This is a genomic window from Citrobacter sp. Cb080, assembly GCF_030334745.1.
Lineage (GTDB): Bacteria > Pseudomonadota > Gammaproteobacteria > Enterobacterales > Enterobacteriaceae > Citrobacter > Citrobacter braakii.
The window spans coordinates 87722-102896 of the sequence record NZ_JAOWDG010000078.1 but is presented as its reverse complement, the minus strand read 5'-3'; the positions used below and the strand labels follow the sequence as shown (position 1 = coordinate 102896).

The following is a 15175-nucleotide window of genomic DNA, read 5'->3' as shown; positions in this document are numbered from 1 at the left end:
TACGCTGTGAGCGAGCTGGGATCTACCTGTGGAAAAATAGGGGATTAAAAAAAGCGATCATGGCTTGATGGTACGCATGATCGGGTTTTGCAGGACGATCAGGGTCTCCGTGGACTGAATTTCATCAATTGTTTGGATCTTGTTGATAAGTACCTGCTGTAACGCGTCGATCGACTTGCACATCACCTTTATAAAGATGCTGTAGTGCCCGGTGGTGTAATACGCTTCGGTCACCTCATCGAGGCTTTCCAGTCTGGCCAACGCTGACGGATAGTCTTTCGCACTTTTCAGGATGATGCCGATAAAGCAGCCGACGTCATAGCCCAACTGTTTGGGACTAACATCAATCCGTGCGCCGGTAATAATCCCGGCCTGCTTCATCTTCTCTACGCGAACGTGAATTGTCCCCGGGCTAACGCCGAACTGTTTGGCTAATTCGGCATAGGCCGTTCGGGCATTTTCCATCAGGGCGTCAAGAATGCCGCGGTCCAGATTGTCGATCTGATAATTTTCCATAGGTTTTTCTTATGTAGATTAATGATTCCCTCTATTTTAGACGTTAATTTTAACGAATCAAAATCGAAGGCGGCTTTTTGTTTGTTGATTATTGAATATTACCTACATTCTGTTGCTTAATCATAGGCAACAGGACACAGGAGTACACATAATGAAAACCGCTTACATTGCCAAACAACGTCAAATTAGCTTCGTAAAATCTCATTTTTCTCGTCAGCTGGAAGAGCGTTTAGGTCTGATCGAAGTTCAGGCTCCGATCCTCAGCCGCGTAGGAGATGGCACGCAAGATAACTTGTCGGGCTGTGAAAAAGCGGTGCAGGTGAAGGTTAAAGCATTGCCAGACGCTCAATTCGAAGTGGTTCATTCACTGGCGAAGTGGAAGCGTCAAACATTAGGACAACACGACTTTAGCGCAGGCGAAGGGCTGTACACGCATATGAAGGCCCTGCGTCCCGATGAAGATCGCCTTTCCCCGCTGCACTCAGTGTATGTTGACCAGTGGGACTGGGAGCGCGTGATGGGCGACGGCGAGCGTCAATTCTCCACTCTGAAAAGCACGGTAGAGGCTATCTGGGCAGGAATTAAGGCTACCGAAGCTGCGGTGAGCAAAGAGTTTGGTCTGGCACCGTTCCTGCCAGAGCAGATTCACTTTGTTCATAGCCAGGAACTGTTATCTCGTTATCCTGGTCTTGACGCAAAAGGTCGTGAACGTGCGATCGCTAAAGAGCTGGGCGCGGTATTCCTGGTGGGGATCGGCGGCAAGCTCAGCGACGGTCACCGCCATGATGTACGTGCGCCGGATTATGATGACTGGAGTTCAGCATCCGAGCTGGGTCACGCCGGTCTGAACGGTGATATTTTGGTCTGGAACCCGGTACTGGAGGATGCGTTTGAGCTGTCTTCTATGGGGATCCGTGTGGATGCTGACGCTCTGAAACATCAGCTGTCTCTGACCGGAGATGAAGATCGTCTGAGTCTGGAATGGCACCAGGCGCTGCTGCGCGGTGAAATGCCACAGACGATTGGTGGAGGAATTGGGTAGTCGCGTCTGACCATGCTGTTGCTGCAATTACCACACATTGGTCAGGTTCAGTGTGGCGTATGGCCGGCACAGGTACGTGAAAGCGTCGCCTCTCTGTTGTAAGAATTAACGCCGCCAGCGTCTGAGCAGGCGGCTTCGCATCCCGGTATCAAAGCGCCAGATATGATCGAAAATGCGCATGATGCCGGGTTTACCATGTGCTGACATCGCCACCGCGTGAAAACGGTGTTGGTGCACCCGCTGTAATTCCCCCACTTTGCTGACAACCTCATCGGGCAATCGCTGAGCGATAAAATCTGAGATCACCACCGCATCAGCATCAAACCATTCCCGACCCTGCATGCGCTCAGTAATGGCGCGAAAACAGCTGGCAATATCGGTACCGCCGCGAAAGCGCTGACTTAAAAAACGGATCGCCTGTTCGATGCCCTCCGGGCCGGATAGCTCATAGCGCACTACTTCTGTTGAAAACAGCATGATGAAACAACGTCGGTTATCGGCAAGGGCGACGCGCATTAGCGCCAGGCAAAAGGCTTTCGCACACTGCTCATTAAACCCACCCATCGATCCCGAAGTATCAACGCAGACGATAAACGGTCCGCGCGGTTGCTCGTCAAAATCCTGATGCACCACGGGGCGTTCCGTGACTTTCTCACGCCATGCTTCGCCGTGCAGGCGATAGGTCAACAGCTGCTTTTCCACCAGTCGTCGGTAGAACTCGTATTCCAGTTCGGTAATGCCCAGCGTGGCCAGTTCCGGCGGCAGCAGGCGCAGGATATCGTCGCTTTGCTGGATGCCATCTACTTGCTCCGGGACGGTTGCCGGTTCGCGCACCAGGGTGCGGAAGGTTTCCATTGGCGCATCTTTACGCGGTACGGATTTCGCTTCTCTGGAACGGCCTAACTGCTCAGCCAGACGCTGGAGTTCAGGTTGTTGCGTCAGGAATTCGCCATATTTCACCATCAACTGATAATCACCGCGCTTGATTTGACCTGCGCTCATATCCCACAACCGGCCTGCGGCGTTGTCATTTTCTGCCAGTACGGGTTCCAGTTGCCCGCTAAGGGTCATCCGTTCCTGTACTTCACTGAGCAAATGCTCGCGCTCTTCTTCCAGCAGTTGCTGATTCAGCGTTGTGGTTTGCACCACCAGGCTCAGGCGCCAGCGCTGGAGAAAAAGCGTATGTAGGGCAGGCGTAAACGCGCTGTTGTCATTGACCAACTGCTGCGCTTGTCCGGCCCATGGCGAATGGAGGTGGTGCAATAGCGACAATATTTGCGGTAGCTGGACGATAAACTGCGCATGAGAGAGGAGCTGGCTTTGTTGATAGCATATAACCTCTTCCGCTAACTCCGGCGGTACATGGGTATCTTTGAGGCGGCTACGCAAAGATTCACGCCAGCGGGGAATATCGTCAGTGATCGCTTTTTTAAGGCGAGGGAATTTGTTAAAAAATACCACCATCTTTGGAGAAGCCAGCAGGGCGACGATCATCTCTTCGATCATCGCTTCTTCACTGACTGCCAGCATGATGTTGAGCGTATCAAGGGTCAGCATTGTTGCGCCTGGCGGATTTGTGCCCCGACATCCTGCAGACTGGCCTCAATGCGGCCTAACCAGTCGCTATGAATAAACAGACATTTTTGCTGCTCGCTAAATGCGCTGTGCTGCTGATGCCACTCGTTATCGAGCGCTTCAAGCTCCTGTTTTATTTCAGCGGGCATACTCTCTTGTGATGTACCGGGCAATGCCAGGCGAGAGCCTTGTAAGCTGATGTCGCGTACAACCAGGTGCTGCGCGCTATCCACTTCCATGTTCAGCGTCTGGGCAAAACCGATGCCGTTTAATTTTCCGCGGATCTCACCGCCTTTGGTTAACCACAGTTCCAGCGCACTACGTTCGAAAGCAATATGGATTACTTCCATATCATGCAGCTTTAAGGGTTTTTGCAGTAGTAATGTCACGACGGAAGACGTGGCCTCCGGCGGTAAATCATAATGAGGACGACGGCTGAACATGCCGCCCTGACGGATCACGGTGAATGCTGTTTTATCGCTTTGCTGCTGCTGGAGCTGAATGCGGCGCTGCACAATACTGCCCAGACGGGTCAGCATGGCTTGCTGTTGCCATGCGTGTCCGGTCATCAATATTTCCAGCTGCTGCTGCATCAGATTCAGGCTTTGTGCGTCGTACCACAGGCAATCTTTCAGCAGGATCAGGTCGATGGGAACTACCGCATCACGTCCGCTAAAGAAGGCGCTGGCCTGGAGCAAGCGAATGGCTTTTTTCCAGCGACGATCGGACACGTAGGGGGCATTCGGTAGCGTGTCCAGTTGCTGGCGCAGCATGAAAATAAGCTCAAACACGCGATCGGGAAGCGTGATGGCGCCAATGTCCTTTTGCCACTGGTAATACTCTTCATCCGTTACCTGTAACGATGCCGGGACCGGATTGTCGCTTTCATCCTGCTGACTTAACAGCATCGAGCGGAAGTTGGCCTTGTCCTGGACTTTATCCAGCCAAAGACGAATCAGCATACGGTCATACAGCGCTTCCAGGCTGCTGTCTGCTTCAGGCAGTTCGTTGGAGGCTGCCACCAGCAGGCGCATCGGGATTTTCTCTTCATGCGCGCCGTTGCGGAAGTGGCGTTCGTTGATGGCGGTCAGCAGGGTGTTAAGAATCGCCGGTCCCGCCTTCCAGATTTCATCGAGAAAGACGATTTCAGCTTCAGGGAGATAGCCTGCCGTTAAGCGTTCATAGCGACCTTCGTCTTTTAACGCCTGAATGGACAGCGGGCCGAAAACCTCTTCCGGCGTAGAGAAGCGCGTCATCAGATATTCGAAGGCGCGAGCATTTTGAAAGGCAAATTTCAGTCTGCGGGCAATTAAGCTTTTAGCGATCCCGGGAGGACCTAATAAGAAAACGCTCTCGCCGCTAAGTGCAGCCAGCAGACACAGACGAATGGCGTGGCTACGTTCATAAAGTCCCTTTTCCAGCGCATTGCTCAGACGGGAAATTCTTTCCGCTAATAAATGTGGGTGAGCCATAATGAAGTGGCGTCCTTTCGCCAAATGTACTGCATAAACAGCGAGTATAGATGCTTCACACCAGTGCAGTAATAGACTGAAGGTGCGCTTATTTTTCTTTGAGCCAGATTAATCTGGTCTCATTTAGGGGTACGATTTTGCGATTAATCGTGCATACTGTGCGCCTTTTTGTGGGCCAAGGGATGACGCACACATTTCTTATATATACACCAAATCAATCAAGCTGCACCAAGGCGGCAATGGAGTTTTCTTCTGGGATGGGGGGAATAACGAATGCAGCTCACGCGGAGGTAGCTTGAAAGATGATGTGTATAAACGAAAGACGAGTCTATGAGCACTGATAATAAACAATCATTGTCTGCGATTACCCTTGCGGCCATTGGGGTTGTCTACGGTGATATTGGTACCAGCCCACTTTATACGCTTCGTGAATGTTTGTCCGGCCAGTTTGGTTTTGGCGTTGAACGTGATGCCGTATTTGGCTTTCTCTCGCTGATTTTCTGGCTGCTGATCTTTGTTGTCTCCATTAAATACCTGACGTTTGTCATGCGCGCGGATAACGCCGGAGAAGGCGGGATCCTGACGCTGATGTCATTGGCCGGGCGTAATACTTCAGCACGAACAACCTCCATGCTGGTGATTATGGGGTTGATTGGCGGCAGCTTCTTCTATGGAGAAGTGGTGATAACGCCTGCTATCTCGGTGATGTCGGCGATTGAAGGTCTGGAGATCATTGCCCCGCAACTGGATACCTGGATTGTTCCGCTCTCGATAATCGTACTGACCCTGCTGTTTTTGATTCAAAAACACGGTACCGGCATGGTCGGTAAGCTGTTTGCGCCGATTATGCTGTTGTGGTTCCTGACGCTGGCGGTGTTAGGCGTGCGCAGTATTATTGGCAATCCGGAAGTGCTGCAGGCGCTCAATCCGTATTGGGCGGTGCATTTCTTCCTCGAATTCAAAACGTTGTCCTTTATTGCGCTGGGTGCGGTGGTGTTGTCGATTACCGGTGTTGAAGCGCTGTATGCGGATATGGGCCACTTCGGTAAGTTGCCGATTCGCCTGGCATGGTTCTCCGTGGTATTGCCTTCGCTGGTACTGAACTATTTTGGTCAGGGGGCGTTGCTGTTAAAGCATCCTGAAGCGATTAAAAACCCGTTCTTCCTGCTGGCGCCGGACTGGGCGTTGATACCGCTCCTGATCCTCGCCGCGCTGGCAACGGTTATCGCTTCACAGGCGGTTATCTCCGGCGTCTTCTCACTGACGCGTCAGGCCGTGCGTCTGGGGTATTTATCGCCGATGCGTATCATCCATACCTCGGAAATGGAATCGGGCCAGATCTACATTCCTTTCGTTAACTGGATGCTCTATTTCGCAGTGGTTATTGTGATTGTGAGCTTTGAATACTCCAGCAATCTGGCTGCGGCGTACGGGATTGCGGTGACGGGGACGATGGTGCTGACCTCAATTCTGTCGACCACCGTGGCGCGCAAAAACTGGCACTGGAATAAATACTTCGTCTTCCTGATCCTGGTGGCGTTCTTGTGCGTCGATGTTCCGCTGTTCTCCGCGAACCTCGATAAACTGATTTCCGGCGGTTGGCTGCCTCTGACGCTGGGTCTGGTGATGTTCACCATCATGACCACCTGGAAAAGCGAGCGTTTCCGTCTGCTGCGTCGCATGCATGAGCACGGCAACTCTCTGGAGGCGATGATTGCCTCTCTGGAGAAATCACCACCGGTACGCGTGCCGGGAACGGCGGTGTACATGTCTCGTGCATTGAACGTCATCCCGTTTGCGCTACTGCATAACCTCAAACATAACAAGGTCCTGCATGAACGCGTTATTCTGCTGACGCTGCGCACGGAAGATGCGCCATATGTTCACAATGTGCGTAGGGTGCAGATTGAGCAGTTATCGCCCACCTTCTGGCGCGTGGTGGCCAGCTACGGTTGGCGCGAAACGCCGAACGTTGAAGAAGTGTTCCATCGCTGCGGTCTGGAAGGCTTAAGCTGTCGGATGATGGAAACCTCGTTCTTCATGTCGCACGAGTCGTTGATTGTTGGCAAACGACCATGGTATCTGCGTCTGCGCGGCAAGCTGTATCTGCTACTACAACGCAATGCGCTGCGCGCCCCGGACCAGTTTGAAATCCCACCGAACCGGGTTATTGAGCTCGGTACTCAGGTCGAGATTTAATCTCATCGACGCCCTCTTTCATTGCGAAAGGGGGCGTTTTGTTTTGTCCCTCCCAGTTTTCATTTCATCGAATGATAATCCTTGCGAAACGTTTCGATGGCGATCACATTTTCGTAACTTTGCGGTGGTTTTATCTCCACTCTTCGCTCTACACTTATCTTCAGCGAAACGTTTCGCTAGTGGGGAAAGAAAATGAAGAAAGGCACGGTACTCAACTCTGAAATTTCATCGGTGATCTCCCGTCTGGGGCATACCGATACGCTGGTGGTGTGTGATGCAGGTTTACCCATCCCGAATAGCACAACGCGTATCGATATGGCATTAACCCAGGGCGTACCTTCTTTTATGCAGGTACTGGATGTGGTGACACGTGAAATGCAGGTCGAGGCGGCCATTCTCGCGACGGAAATTAAACAACATAATCCGCAACTCCACGAAACGTTGCTCAGCCACATTGAGCAACTGCAACAACACCAGGGAAACACCATAGAAATTCGTTACACCACGCATGAACAATTCAAAAAACAAACCGCAGACAGTCAGGCGGTAATTCGCAGCGGAGAGTGTTCTCCGTATGCGAATATCATTCTCTGTGCTGGCGTCACGTTCTGAGGCCATCATGAACGCATTACTGCAACTCAAAGGGATCGATAAAGCGTTCCCGGGCGTAAAAGCGCTATCCGGCGCCGCGCTGAATGTCTACCCAGGCCGCGTAATGGCGCTGGTGGGCGAAAACGGCGCGGGCAAATCCACCATGATGAAAGTGCTGACCGGGATCTATACCCGTGATGCCGGTTCTTTATTGTGGTTGGGAAAAGAGACCACCTTTAACGGCCCTAAATCCTCCCAGGAAGCCGGAATCGGTATCATCCACCAGGAGCTGAATTTGATCCCGCAACTCACTATCACCGAGAACATTTTTCTTGGCCGTGAGTTCGTTAATCGCTTTGGCAAAATTGACTGGAAGAAGATGTACGCCGAAGCCGATCTGCTGCTTGCCAAACTGAATCTGCGCTTTAAAAGCGACAGACTGGTCGGTGAACTGTCGATTGGCGATCAGCAGATGGTTGAAATTGCCAAAGTGCTGAGCTTTGAATCGAAGGTCATCATTATGGATGAACCGACGGATGCGCTCACCGATACCGAAACCGAATCCCTGTTCCGCGTCATTCGCGAACTGAAATCCCAGGGACGCGGCATTGTCTATATTTCTCACCGCATGAAAGAGATCTTCGAGATTTGTGACGACGTGACCGTTTTTCGCGACGGGCAGTTTATTGCCGAGCGTGAAGTCGCCTCGCTGACCGAAGACTCGCTGATTGAAATGATGGTGGGACGTAAGCTGGAAGATCAATACCCGCGCCTGGAAAAAGCGCCGGGTGATATTCGCCTGAAGGTCGATAACCTGTGCGGCCCTGGCGTAAACGATGTTTCATTCACGCTACGTAAAGGCGAGATCCTTGGCGTATCGGGGCTGATGGGTGCCGGACGTACCGAGCTGATGAAAGTGTTGTACGGCGCATTGCCGCGCACCAGCGGTTACGTCACGCTTGATGGCCATGAAGTGGTCACCCGTTCGCCGCAGGATGGGTTGGCTAACGGCATCGTCTATATTTCTGAAGATCGTAAACGCGATGGTTTAGTGCTGGGCATGTCGGTGAAAGAGAACATGTCACTAACCGCGCTGCGTTATTTCAGTCGCGCTGGTGGAAGCCTTAAACATAAAGACGAGCAGCAGGCGGTAGGTGATTTTATTCGTCTGTTCAATGTTAAAACGCCATCGATGGAACAGGCTATCGGCCTGCTTTCTGGCGGTAATCAGCAGAAAGTGGCGATTGCGCGCGGTCTGATGACCCGACCAAAAGTCCTGATCCTCGATGAACCAACGCGCGGCGTTGACGTTGGGGCTAAGAAAGAAATCTATCAGCTTATCAACCAGTTTAAGGCCGATGGGCTGAGCATCATTCTGGTCTCCTCTGAGATGCCAGAAGTATTGGGCATGAGCGATCGAATTATCGTTATGCATGAAGGGCATCTCGGCGGTGAGTTCACTCGCGAGCAGGCCACTCAGGAAGTATTAATGGCTGCCGCTGTGGGCAAGCTTAATCGCGTGAATCAGGAGTAAAAAAGATGACTACCCAGGCTGTTTCTGGTCGCCGTTATTTCACTAAAGCATGGCTTCTGGAGCAAAAGTCGCTCATCGCTCTGTTAGTGCTGATCGCGATTGTTTCCACCATGAGCCCTAACTTTTTTACCGTTAATAACCTGTTCAACATTCTCCAGCAAACGTCGGTGAACGCCATCATGGCCGTTGGCATGACGCTGGTTATCCTGACGTCGGGGATCGATCTGTCTGTCGGTTCTTTGCTGGCGCTTACCGGTGCGGTTGCGGCTTCCATTGTAGGGATTGAAGTCAATGCGCTGGTGGCTGTCGCTGCGGCCCTGGCGCTCGGTGCTGCTATTGGCGCGGTAACCGGGGTGATTGTCGCGAAAGGCCGGGTACAGGCGTTTATCGCGACCCTGGTGATGATGCTGCTGCTGCGTGGTGTAACCATGGTATACACCAACGGCAGTCCGGTTAATACCGGGTTTACTGACAATGCCGATCTGTTTGGCTGGTTTGGTATTGGTCGTCCGTTAGGCGTCCCTACGCCTGTGTGGATTATGGGGATTGTCTTCCTCGCGGCGTGGTACATGCTGCACCACACTCGTCTGGGTCGTTATATCTATGCGCTGGGCGGTAACGAAGCGGCAACGCGCCTGTCCGGTATCAGCGTAAGTAAAATCAAAATTATCGTTTATTCCCTGTGTGGTCTGCTGGCATCGCTGGCGGGCATCATTGAAGTAGCGCGCCTCTCCTCGGCGCAACCGACGGCAGGTACTGGCTATGAGCTGGATGCTATCGCCGCGGTGGTGTTAGGTGGTACCAGCCTGGCGGGTGGTAAAGGACGTATTGTTGGGACGCTGATCGGCGCATTGATTCTTGGTTTCCTCAATAATGGTTTGAATTTGTTAGGTGTATCCTCCTATTACCAGATGATCGTCAAAGCGGTGGTGATTTTGCTGGCGGTACTGGTAGACAACAAAAAGCAGTAACAACGATTACAGGACATCTTAAATATGAACATGAAAAAACTGGCTACCCTGGTTTCTGCTGTTGCGCTGAGCGCCACCGTGAGCGCGAATGCGATGGCGAAAGATACCATTGCGCTGGTGGTCTCCACCCTTAACAATCCGTTCTTTGTTTCTTTGAAGGACGGGGCGCAAAAAGAGGCCGATAAGCTGGGCTACAACCTGGTGATTCTGGACTCACAGAACAACCCGGCGAAAGAGCTGGCTAACGTTCAGGATTTAACGGTTCGTGGAACTAAAATTCTGCTGATTAACCCGACAGACTCCGATGCTGTTGGTAACGCTGTGAAGATGGCTAACCAGGCGAAAATTCCGGTTATCACCCTGGACCGCGTTGCGTCCAAAGGCGAAGTGGTAAGCCATATTGCATCTGATAACGTGCTGGGCGGCAAGATTGCGGGCGATTACATCGCGAAGAAAGCGGGTGAAGGCGCGAAAGTTATCGAACTGCAGGGTATTGCCGGTACTTCAGCGGCGCGTGAGCGTGGCGAAGGTTTCCAGCAGGCTGTTGCGGCACACAAATTTAACGTACTGGCCAGCCAGCCGGCCGACTTCGACCGCACCAAAGGTCTGAACGTCATGCAGAACCTGCTTACCGCGCATCCTGACGTGCAGGCCGTATTTGCCCAGAACGATGAAATGGCGTTGGGTGCGCTGCGCGCACTGCAAACTGCGGGTAAATCTGATGTGATGGTGGTTGGATTTGACGGTACTCCAGATGGCGAAAAAGCAGTAAATGATGGCAAACTGGCTGCGACCATTGCTCAGCTGCCGGATCAGATCGGCGCGAAAGGCGTTGAGACTGCGGATAAAGTACTGAAAGGCGAGAAGGTTCAGGCTAAATATCCGGTTGACCTGAAGCTGGTCATCAAGCAGTAATACCGATTCAGGTCGCTCGCGGCCTGATGGAGACATAAAGACGCCATCCCCGTATCGGGTTTTGGGGATGAAGGCGTAAAAAGAAAAGCAGGGCACGCGCCACCCTAATCCGGTGGCGCACTTTGACTTGGAACACCAAATATGAAAACCGCAGGCAACCTCGTTGTTCTTGGCAGTATCAATGCCGATCACATCCTCAACCTTAACTCTTTCCCGACACCTGGTGAAACCGTAACCGGTAACCATTATCAGGTCGCATTTGGTGGTAAAGGCGCGAATCAGGCTGTTGCAGCGGGGCGTAGTGGCGCGAATATCGCATTTATTGCCTGTACGGGTGATGATGATATTGGCGAAAGTGTTCGTAAACAGTTAGCTAAAGATAATATCGATATTGGGCCGATTAGCGTAATTTCGGGGGAGTCGACCGGTGTGGCGTTGATTTTTGTGAATGGTGAAGGTGAGAACGTCATCGGCATTCATGCTGGTGCGAACGCGGCACTTTCGCCTGCGCTGGTGGAAGCTCAGCATGAGCGTATTGCCCAGGCGTCTGCCTTACTGATGCAGTTAGAGTCGCCGATCGAAAGCGTACTGGCTGCGGCAAAGATTGCACATCAAAATAAGACCACGGTAGCCCTTAACCCGGCCCCGGCACGTGAACTTTCTGACGAACTGCTGGCGCTGGTGGATATTATTACCCCGAATGAAACCGAGGCTAAAAAGCTCACGGGGATCCGGGTTGAAAACGATGAAGACGCGGCCAAAGCTGCGCAGGCATTGCACGCGAAGGGGATCCATACTGTACTGATTACCTTAGGCAGTCGCGGGGTGTGGGCCAGCGTAAATGGTGAAGGTCAGCGTGTGCCAGGGTTTAAAGTGGACGCCGTTGATACCATCGCTGCTGGGGATACCTTTAACGGCGCGTTAATTACAGCGTTACTGGAAGAGACCCCGCTGCCTGAAGCGATCCGATTTGCACATGCCGCTGCGGCGATTGCGGTCACCCGTAAGGGCGCACAGCCTTCCGTTCCATGGCGCGAAGAAATAGAAGCGTTTTTAAGTCAACAGAGGTAACGCTTGGCTACAATGAAGGACGTCGCCCGCCTGGCGGGGGTTTCCACGTCGACGGTTTCTCACGTCATTAATAAAGATCGCTTTGTCAGTGAGTCTGTCACTGACAAAGTTGAAGCGGCGATTAAAGAGCTTAACTACGCGCCCTCAGCGCTGGCGCGTAGTCTCAAGTTAAACCAGACCCACACTATTGGCATGTTAATCACTGCCAGTACCAACCCCTTTTATTCCGAGCTGGTGCGCGGCGTTGAACGTAGTTGTTTTGAACGCGGCTACAGCCTGGTGCTGTGCAACACTGAAGGTGATGAACAGCGCATGAACCGTAATCTGGAAACGTTAATGCAAAAACGGGTGGACGGCTTGCTGCTGCTCTGCACGGAAACACATCAACCTTCCAGGGAGATCATGCAACGCTATCCTTCTATACCGACCGTCATGATGGACTGGTCGCCTTTTGATGGTGAAAGCGATCTGATCCAGGATAACTCCCTGTTGGGCGGGGATTTGGCCACTCAACATCTTATCGAAAAAGGTTTTACGCGCATTGCCTGCATCACCGGGCCGCTGGATAAAACCCCGGCGCGTTTACGTCTGGAAGGATATCGGGCGGCAATGAAGCGGGTGGGGCTGCCGGTCCCGGAAGGTTACGAGATTACCGGTGACTTTGAGTTCGGCGGCGGCTTTGAAGCTATGCAAACGTTGCTGTCGCATAAACAGCGACCGCAGGCCGTTTTTACCGGCAATGATGCCATGGCGGTTGGCGCGTATCAGGCACTGTACCAATCGGGATTGCGCATTCCGCAGGATATGGCGGTGGTGGGTTATGATGATATCGAGCTGGCGCGCTATATGACGCCGCCGCTGACGACCATCCATCAACCAAAAGATGAACTGGGCGAACTGGCCATCGATGTATTAATCCACCGGATGGCGCAGCCCGCATTACAGCAACAGCGCCTGCAACTTACTCCTGTTTTGATGGAGCGGGGGTCGGTTTAGGATTATGTCGCTCTTTAATCAGGTTACGTCCATCTTTTGCTTTTAGCAGCATGAACATCAGCGCAGACACTACCGTGATAGCGCCCATCGTCATAAAGGTGTAGTGGAACTGCTCGACCGTATTGGTTCCTTCCATACCTTCATAGATACGCAGAACGGCAGCGCTGATGGCGACCCCTAAACTGATTGATAACTGCTGAGTAACGGCCAGCACACTGTTGCCGCTGCTGGCGTTTTCATCGGTCAGGTCCGCCAGAGTGATGGTATTCATGGAGGTAAACTGGGTGGACATCGCCATACCCAAAATGAACAACGGCAGGATCAACATCCAGACCGGCATGGCGGGAGATTGCAATGCGAACTGCGCAATCATCAGGCCGATAAATACCGTAACACCCACCAGTGTGGTTCTGTAGCCGAGCCGGCGCAGCACCTGCGTCACCATTGATTTCGCCAGTATTGATCCCAGCGCCGTTGGCGCCATCATGCAACCGGCTATCAGCGCCGGGTATCCAAAGCCTACCTGCAACATCAGCGGCATTAAGAAGGGCACGCACCCTGTACCCAGACGAGTGGCAAGGTTTCCGGCGATCCCGACGGAAAAAGTTCGGGTCTTAAATATAGGAAGCGATATTAGTGGCGTTGGGTGACGACGCGCGTGGCGAATGTAGGCGAGCAGTAACAGAATACTGGCAAGAATAATGCTGAGTGCTATCCAGGTCTCGACAAGCTTCTCACCGAACAGCTCTACCCCGCTGGAAAACAACACCAGGCTCAAACCAAACAGAAAGAAACCGGTCATATCAAAACCGCGGCGCGGCGTGGTGAAGTTCGGCATATATTTGCGGGCATAGAAGATACCGGCAACCCCAATTGGAATATTAATCAGGAAGATCCAGTGCCAACTGGCCCACGTGACCAGTACACCGCCCAATACTGGACCTAAAATCGGCCCCACAAGTCCAGGCATGGTTACGAAGTTAAGCACGGGAAGCAGTTCGCTGCGGGGGTAAGTACGTAATAATGCCAGACGGGCAACGGGCATCATCATGGCGCCACCGATGCCCTGAATGACGCGGAAAATCACCAGTTCGCTTAGGGAGCTGGACAGCGCACAGGCCAGCGAACCCAGCGTAAACAGGCTCACAGCTATCATAAAGACGCGCCGGGTACCAAACCTGTCTGCCAGCCATCCACTCACCGGGATCAGCATCGCGACCGTCAGTGTGTAGCTGATAATGGCCGACTGCATGGCGAGCGGAGAGCGGTTAAGGCTGTGTGCTATTGCGGGTAAGGCGGTATTGAGGATCGTGGCGTCTAGTGCCTGCATAAAAAAGGCCATGGCTGCTATCCACGGTAGCCCGGCCATACTGCGTGATTTCTTTTCTGACATATTATTTATCCGGTAGCACGTTCGGTGCTATCAGCAATGCCTGACAGGCAGCGAAGGCGCGATCGCCATCGCTCTCATCTATTGCGTCGACAATGGCCTGGTGTAAATCCAGCTTGACCACGTCGTTATAGGTAATAGAGGTAAAGTAGGTCTGGTAAACGGAATGGAAGAGTGACGCGAAGGAGATAAGGAACGGGTTCGCACTCATTTCATAGATGTGTTCATGCCAGGCGATATCAACCTCAATCCAACGCTCGCGTCTGAAGTTTCTTTTCAGCTCGACCATTTCTTTCATTAGCGTGTTGAGATGCGCTTTCTGTTCTGCCGTACCTATAGTCGCCGCCAGTAAACACGCCTGAGGCTCCAGGCTGATACGCATCACCAGAAAATGTTTAATGACCTGAGAGAAATTATCTTCTGTCATCCACCAGGTGAGCAGCTCCTGGTCGAGGAAGTTCCAGTTTGCCTGCGGCATGACGCGTGTACCAATACGCGGGCGCGGTAATACCATACCTTTTGCCGTTAACGTCTTTACCGCTTCTCTTACCGCGGTACGACTTACGCCAAACTGATCGCCCAGCTCTATTTCGCCAGGCAATATAGCGCCCGGTGCGTATTCACCTTTTAATATTCGCTGAGCCAGCTTTTCGGCCAGAACGTAGGACAGGTTTTTCTGTGCGGCTAGCTGTTGGGCATTTAACGGCATGAATGGTTTTCCTTACTTTATTTCCTATTCATTAGTATGCCACCTGGAAGTGTTATTGCGGCTGCAAAAACGGCAATTTGCTTATTTTATGGCATGTTAATGGTGGTTTTGCTGAAAAAACACGCACTCGGAAAGTTATTTTAAATTTCCCCTTGTCAGCCTGAAATAACTCCCTATAATGCGCCTCCACTGAC

The 15175-nt window shown here is 52.3% G+C and carries 12 protein-coding genes and 1 pseudogene; 8 read left to right on the top strand and 5 right to left on the bottom strand.

Annotation, left to right across the window (positions count from 1 at the left end; genetic code table 11):
* Nucleotides 1-57 precede the first annotated feature (57 nt).
* Nucleotides 58-516, bottom strand: coding sequence for a transcriptional regulator AsnC (asnC, locus tag OGV38_RS17670; protein ID WP_003023780.1), 459 nt, complete (start codon nucleotides 514-516; stop codon nucleotides 58-60).
* A 151-nt stretch (nucleotides 517-667) separates the two neighbouring features.
* Between asnC and asnA the strand changes: the two are divergent.
* Nucleotides 668-1660 (top strand): annotated as a pseudogene (asnA, locus tag OGV38_RS17665) (aspartate--ammonia ligase).
* Nucleotides 1661-1663: 3 nt separating this feature from the next.
* Here asnA and viaA read toward each other — a convergent pair.
* Both viaA and ravA read right to left on the bottom strand, forming a co-directional pair.
* Nucleotides 1664-3115: an ATPase RavA stimulator ViaA gene (gene viaA / locus OGV38_RS17660; protein WP_016155088.1), complete on the bottom strand. Its 1452-nt coding sequence runs from the start codon at nucleotides 3113-3115 to the stop codon at nucleotides 1664-1666.
* Nucleotides 3109-4605 carry an ATPase RavA gene (gene ravA, locus OGV38_RS17655; protein ID WP_016157823.1) on the bottom strand — a complete coding sequence of 499 codons (1497 nt, stop codon included), beginning with the start codon at nucleotides 4603-4605 and terminating at the stop codon, nucleotides 3109-3111. Before ravA ends, viaA begins: the two co-directional genes overlap by 7 nt.
* 330 nt (nucleotides 4606-4935) lie before the next feature.
* On the opposite strand from ravA, the gene kup reads away from it, so the two are divergent.
* The 7 genes from kup (at nucleotide 4936) to rbsR (ending at nucleotide 12882) form a co-directional block, all read left to right on the top strand.
* Nucleotides 4936-6804 (top strand): low affinity potassium transporter Kup, encoded by a 1869-nt coding sequence (gene kup, locus OGV38_RS17650; protein ID WP_286474233.1) that lies wholly within the window; start codon nucleotides 4936-4938, stop codon nucleotides 6802-6804.
* A gap of 192 nt (nucleotides 6805-6996) precedes the next feature.
* Nucleotides 6997-7416 (top strand): D-ribose pyranase, encoded by a 420-nt coding sequence (rbsD, locus tag OGV38_RS17645; RefSeq protein ID WP_016155090.1) that lies wholly within the window; start codon nucleotides 6997-6999, stop codon nucleotides 7414-7416.
* 7 nt (nucleotides 7417-7423) lie between these two features.
* Nucleotides 7424-8929 (top strand): ribose ABC transporter ATP-binding protein RbsA, encoded by a 1506-nt coding sequence (gene rbsA, locus OGV38_RS17640; RefSeq protein WP_286474230.1) that lies wholly within the window; start codon nucleotides 7424-7426, stop codon nucleotides 8927-8929.
* 5 nt (nucleotides 8930-8934) lie between these two features.
* Nucleotides 8935-9900, top strand: a complete 966-nt coding sequence (gene rbsC, locus OGV38_RS17635; protein ID WP_003023762.1) for a ribose ABC transporter permease — start codon at nucleotides 8935-8937, stop codon at nucleotides 9898-9900.
* A gap of 24 nt (nucleotides 9901-9924) precedes the next feature.
* The gene (gene rbsB / locus OGV38_RS17630) at nucleotides 9925-10815 is read left to right on the top strand and encodes a ribose ABC transporter substrate-binding protein RbsB (protein WP_003023760.1); all 891 of its coding nucleotides are present in this window, start codon (nucleotides 9925-9927) and stop codon (nucleotides 10813-10815) included.
* Nucleotides 10816-10956: 141 nt separating this feature from the next.
* The gene (gene rbsK, locus OGV38_RS17625; RefSeq protein WP_286474227.1) at nucleotides 10957-11886 is read left to right on the top strand and encodes a ribokinase; all 930 of its coding nucleotides are present in this window, start codon (nucleotides 10957-10959) and stop codon (nucleotides 11884-11886) included.
* A gap of 3 nt (nucleotides 11887-11889) precedes the next feature.
* A complete protein-coding gene (gene rbsR, locus OGV38_RS17620) occupies nucleotides 11890-12882 on the top strand; it encodes a ribose operon transcriptional repressor RbsR (protein ID WP_286474224.1) in 993 nt (330 codons plus the stop codon).
* Here rbsR and mdtD read toward each other — a convergent pair.
* Complete coding sequence (gene mdtD, locus OGV38_RS17615; RefSeq protein WP_286474221.1) at nucleotides 12848-14275, bottom strand: multidrug transporter subunit MdtD; 1428 nt, start codon at nucleotides 14273-14275, stop codon at nucleotides 12848-12850. The two genes, rbsR and mdtD, sit on opposite strands and share 35 nt — an antisense overlap.
* A 1-nt stretch (nucleotide 14276) precedes the next feature.
* Entirely contained in the window at nucleotides 14277-14981 is a 705-nt protein-coding gene (locus OGV38_RS17610) for a FadR/GntR family transcriptional regulator (protein WP_286474218.1), read from the bottom strand.
* Between the last annotated feature and the right edge of the window lie 194 nt (nucleotides 14982-15175).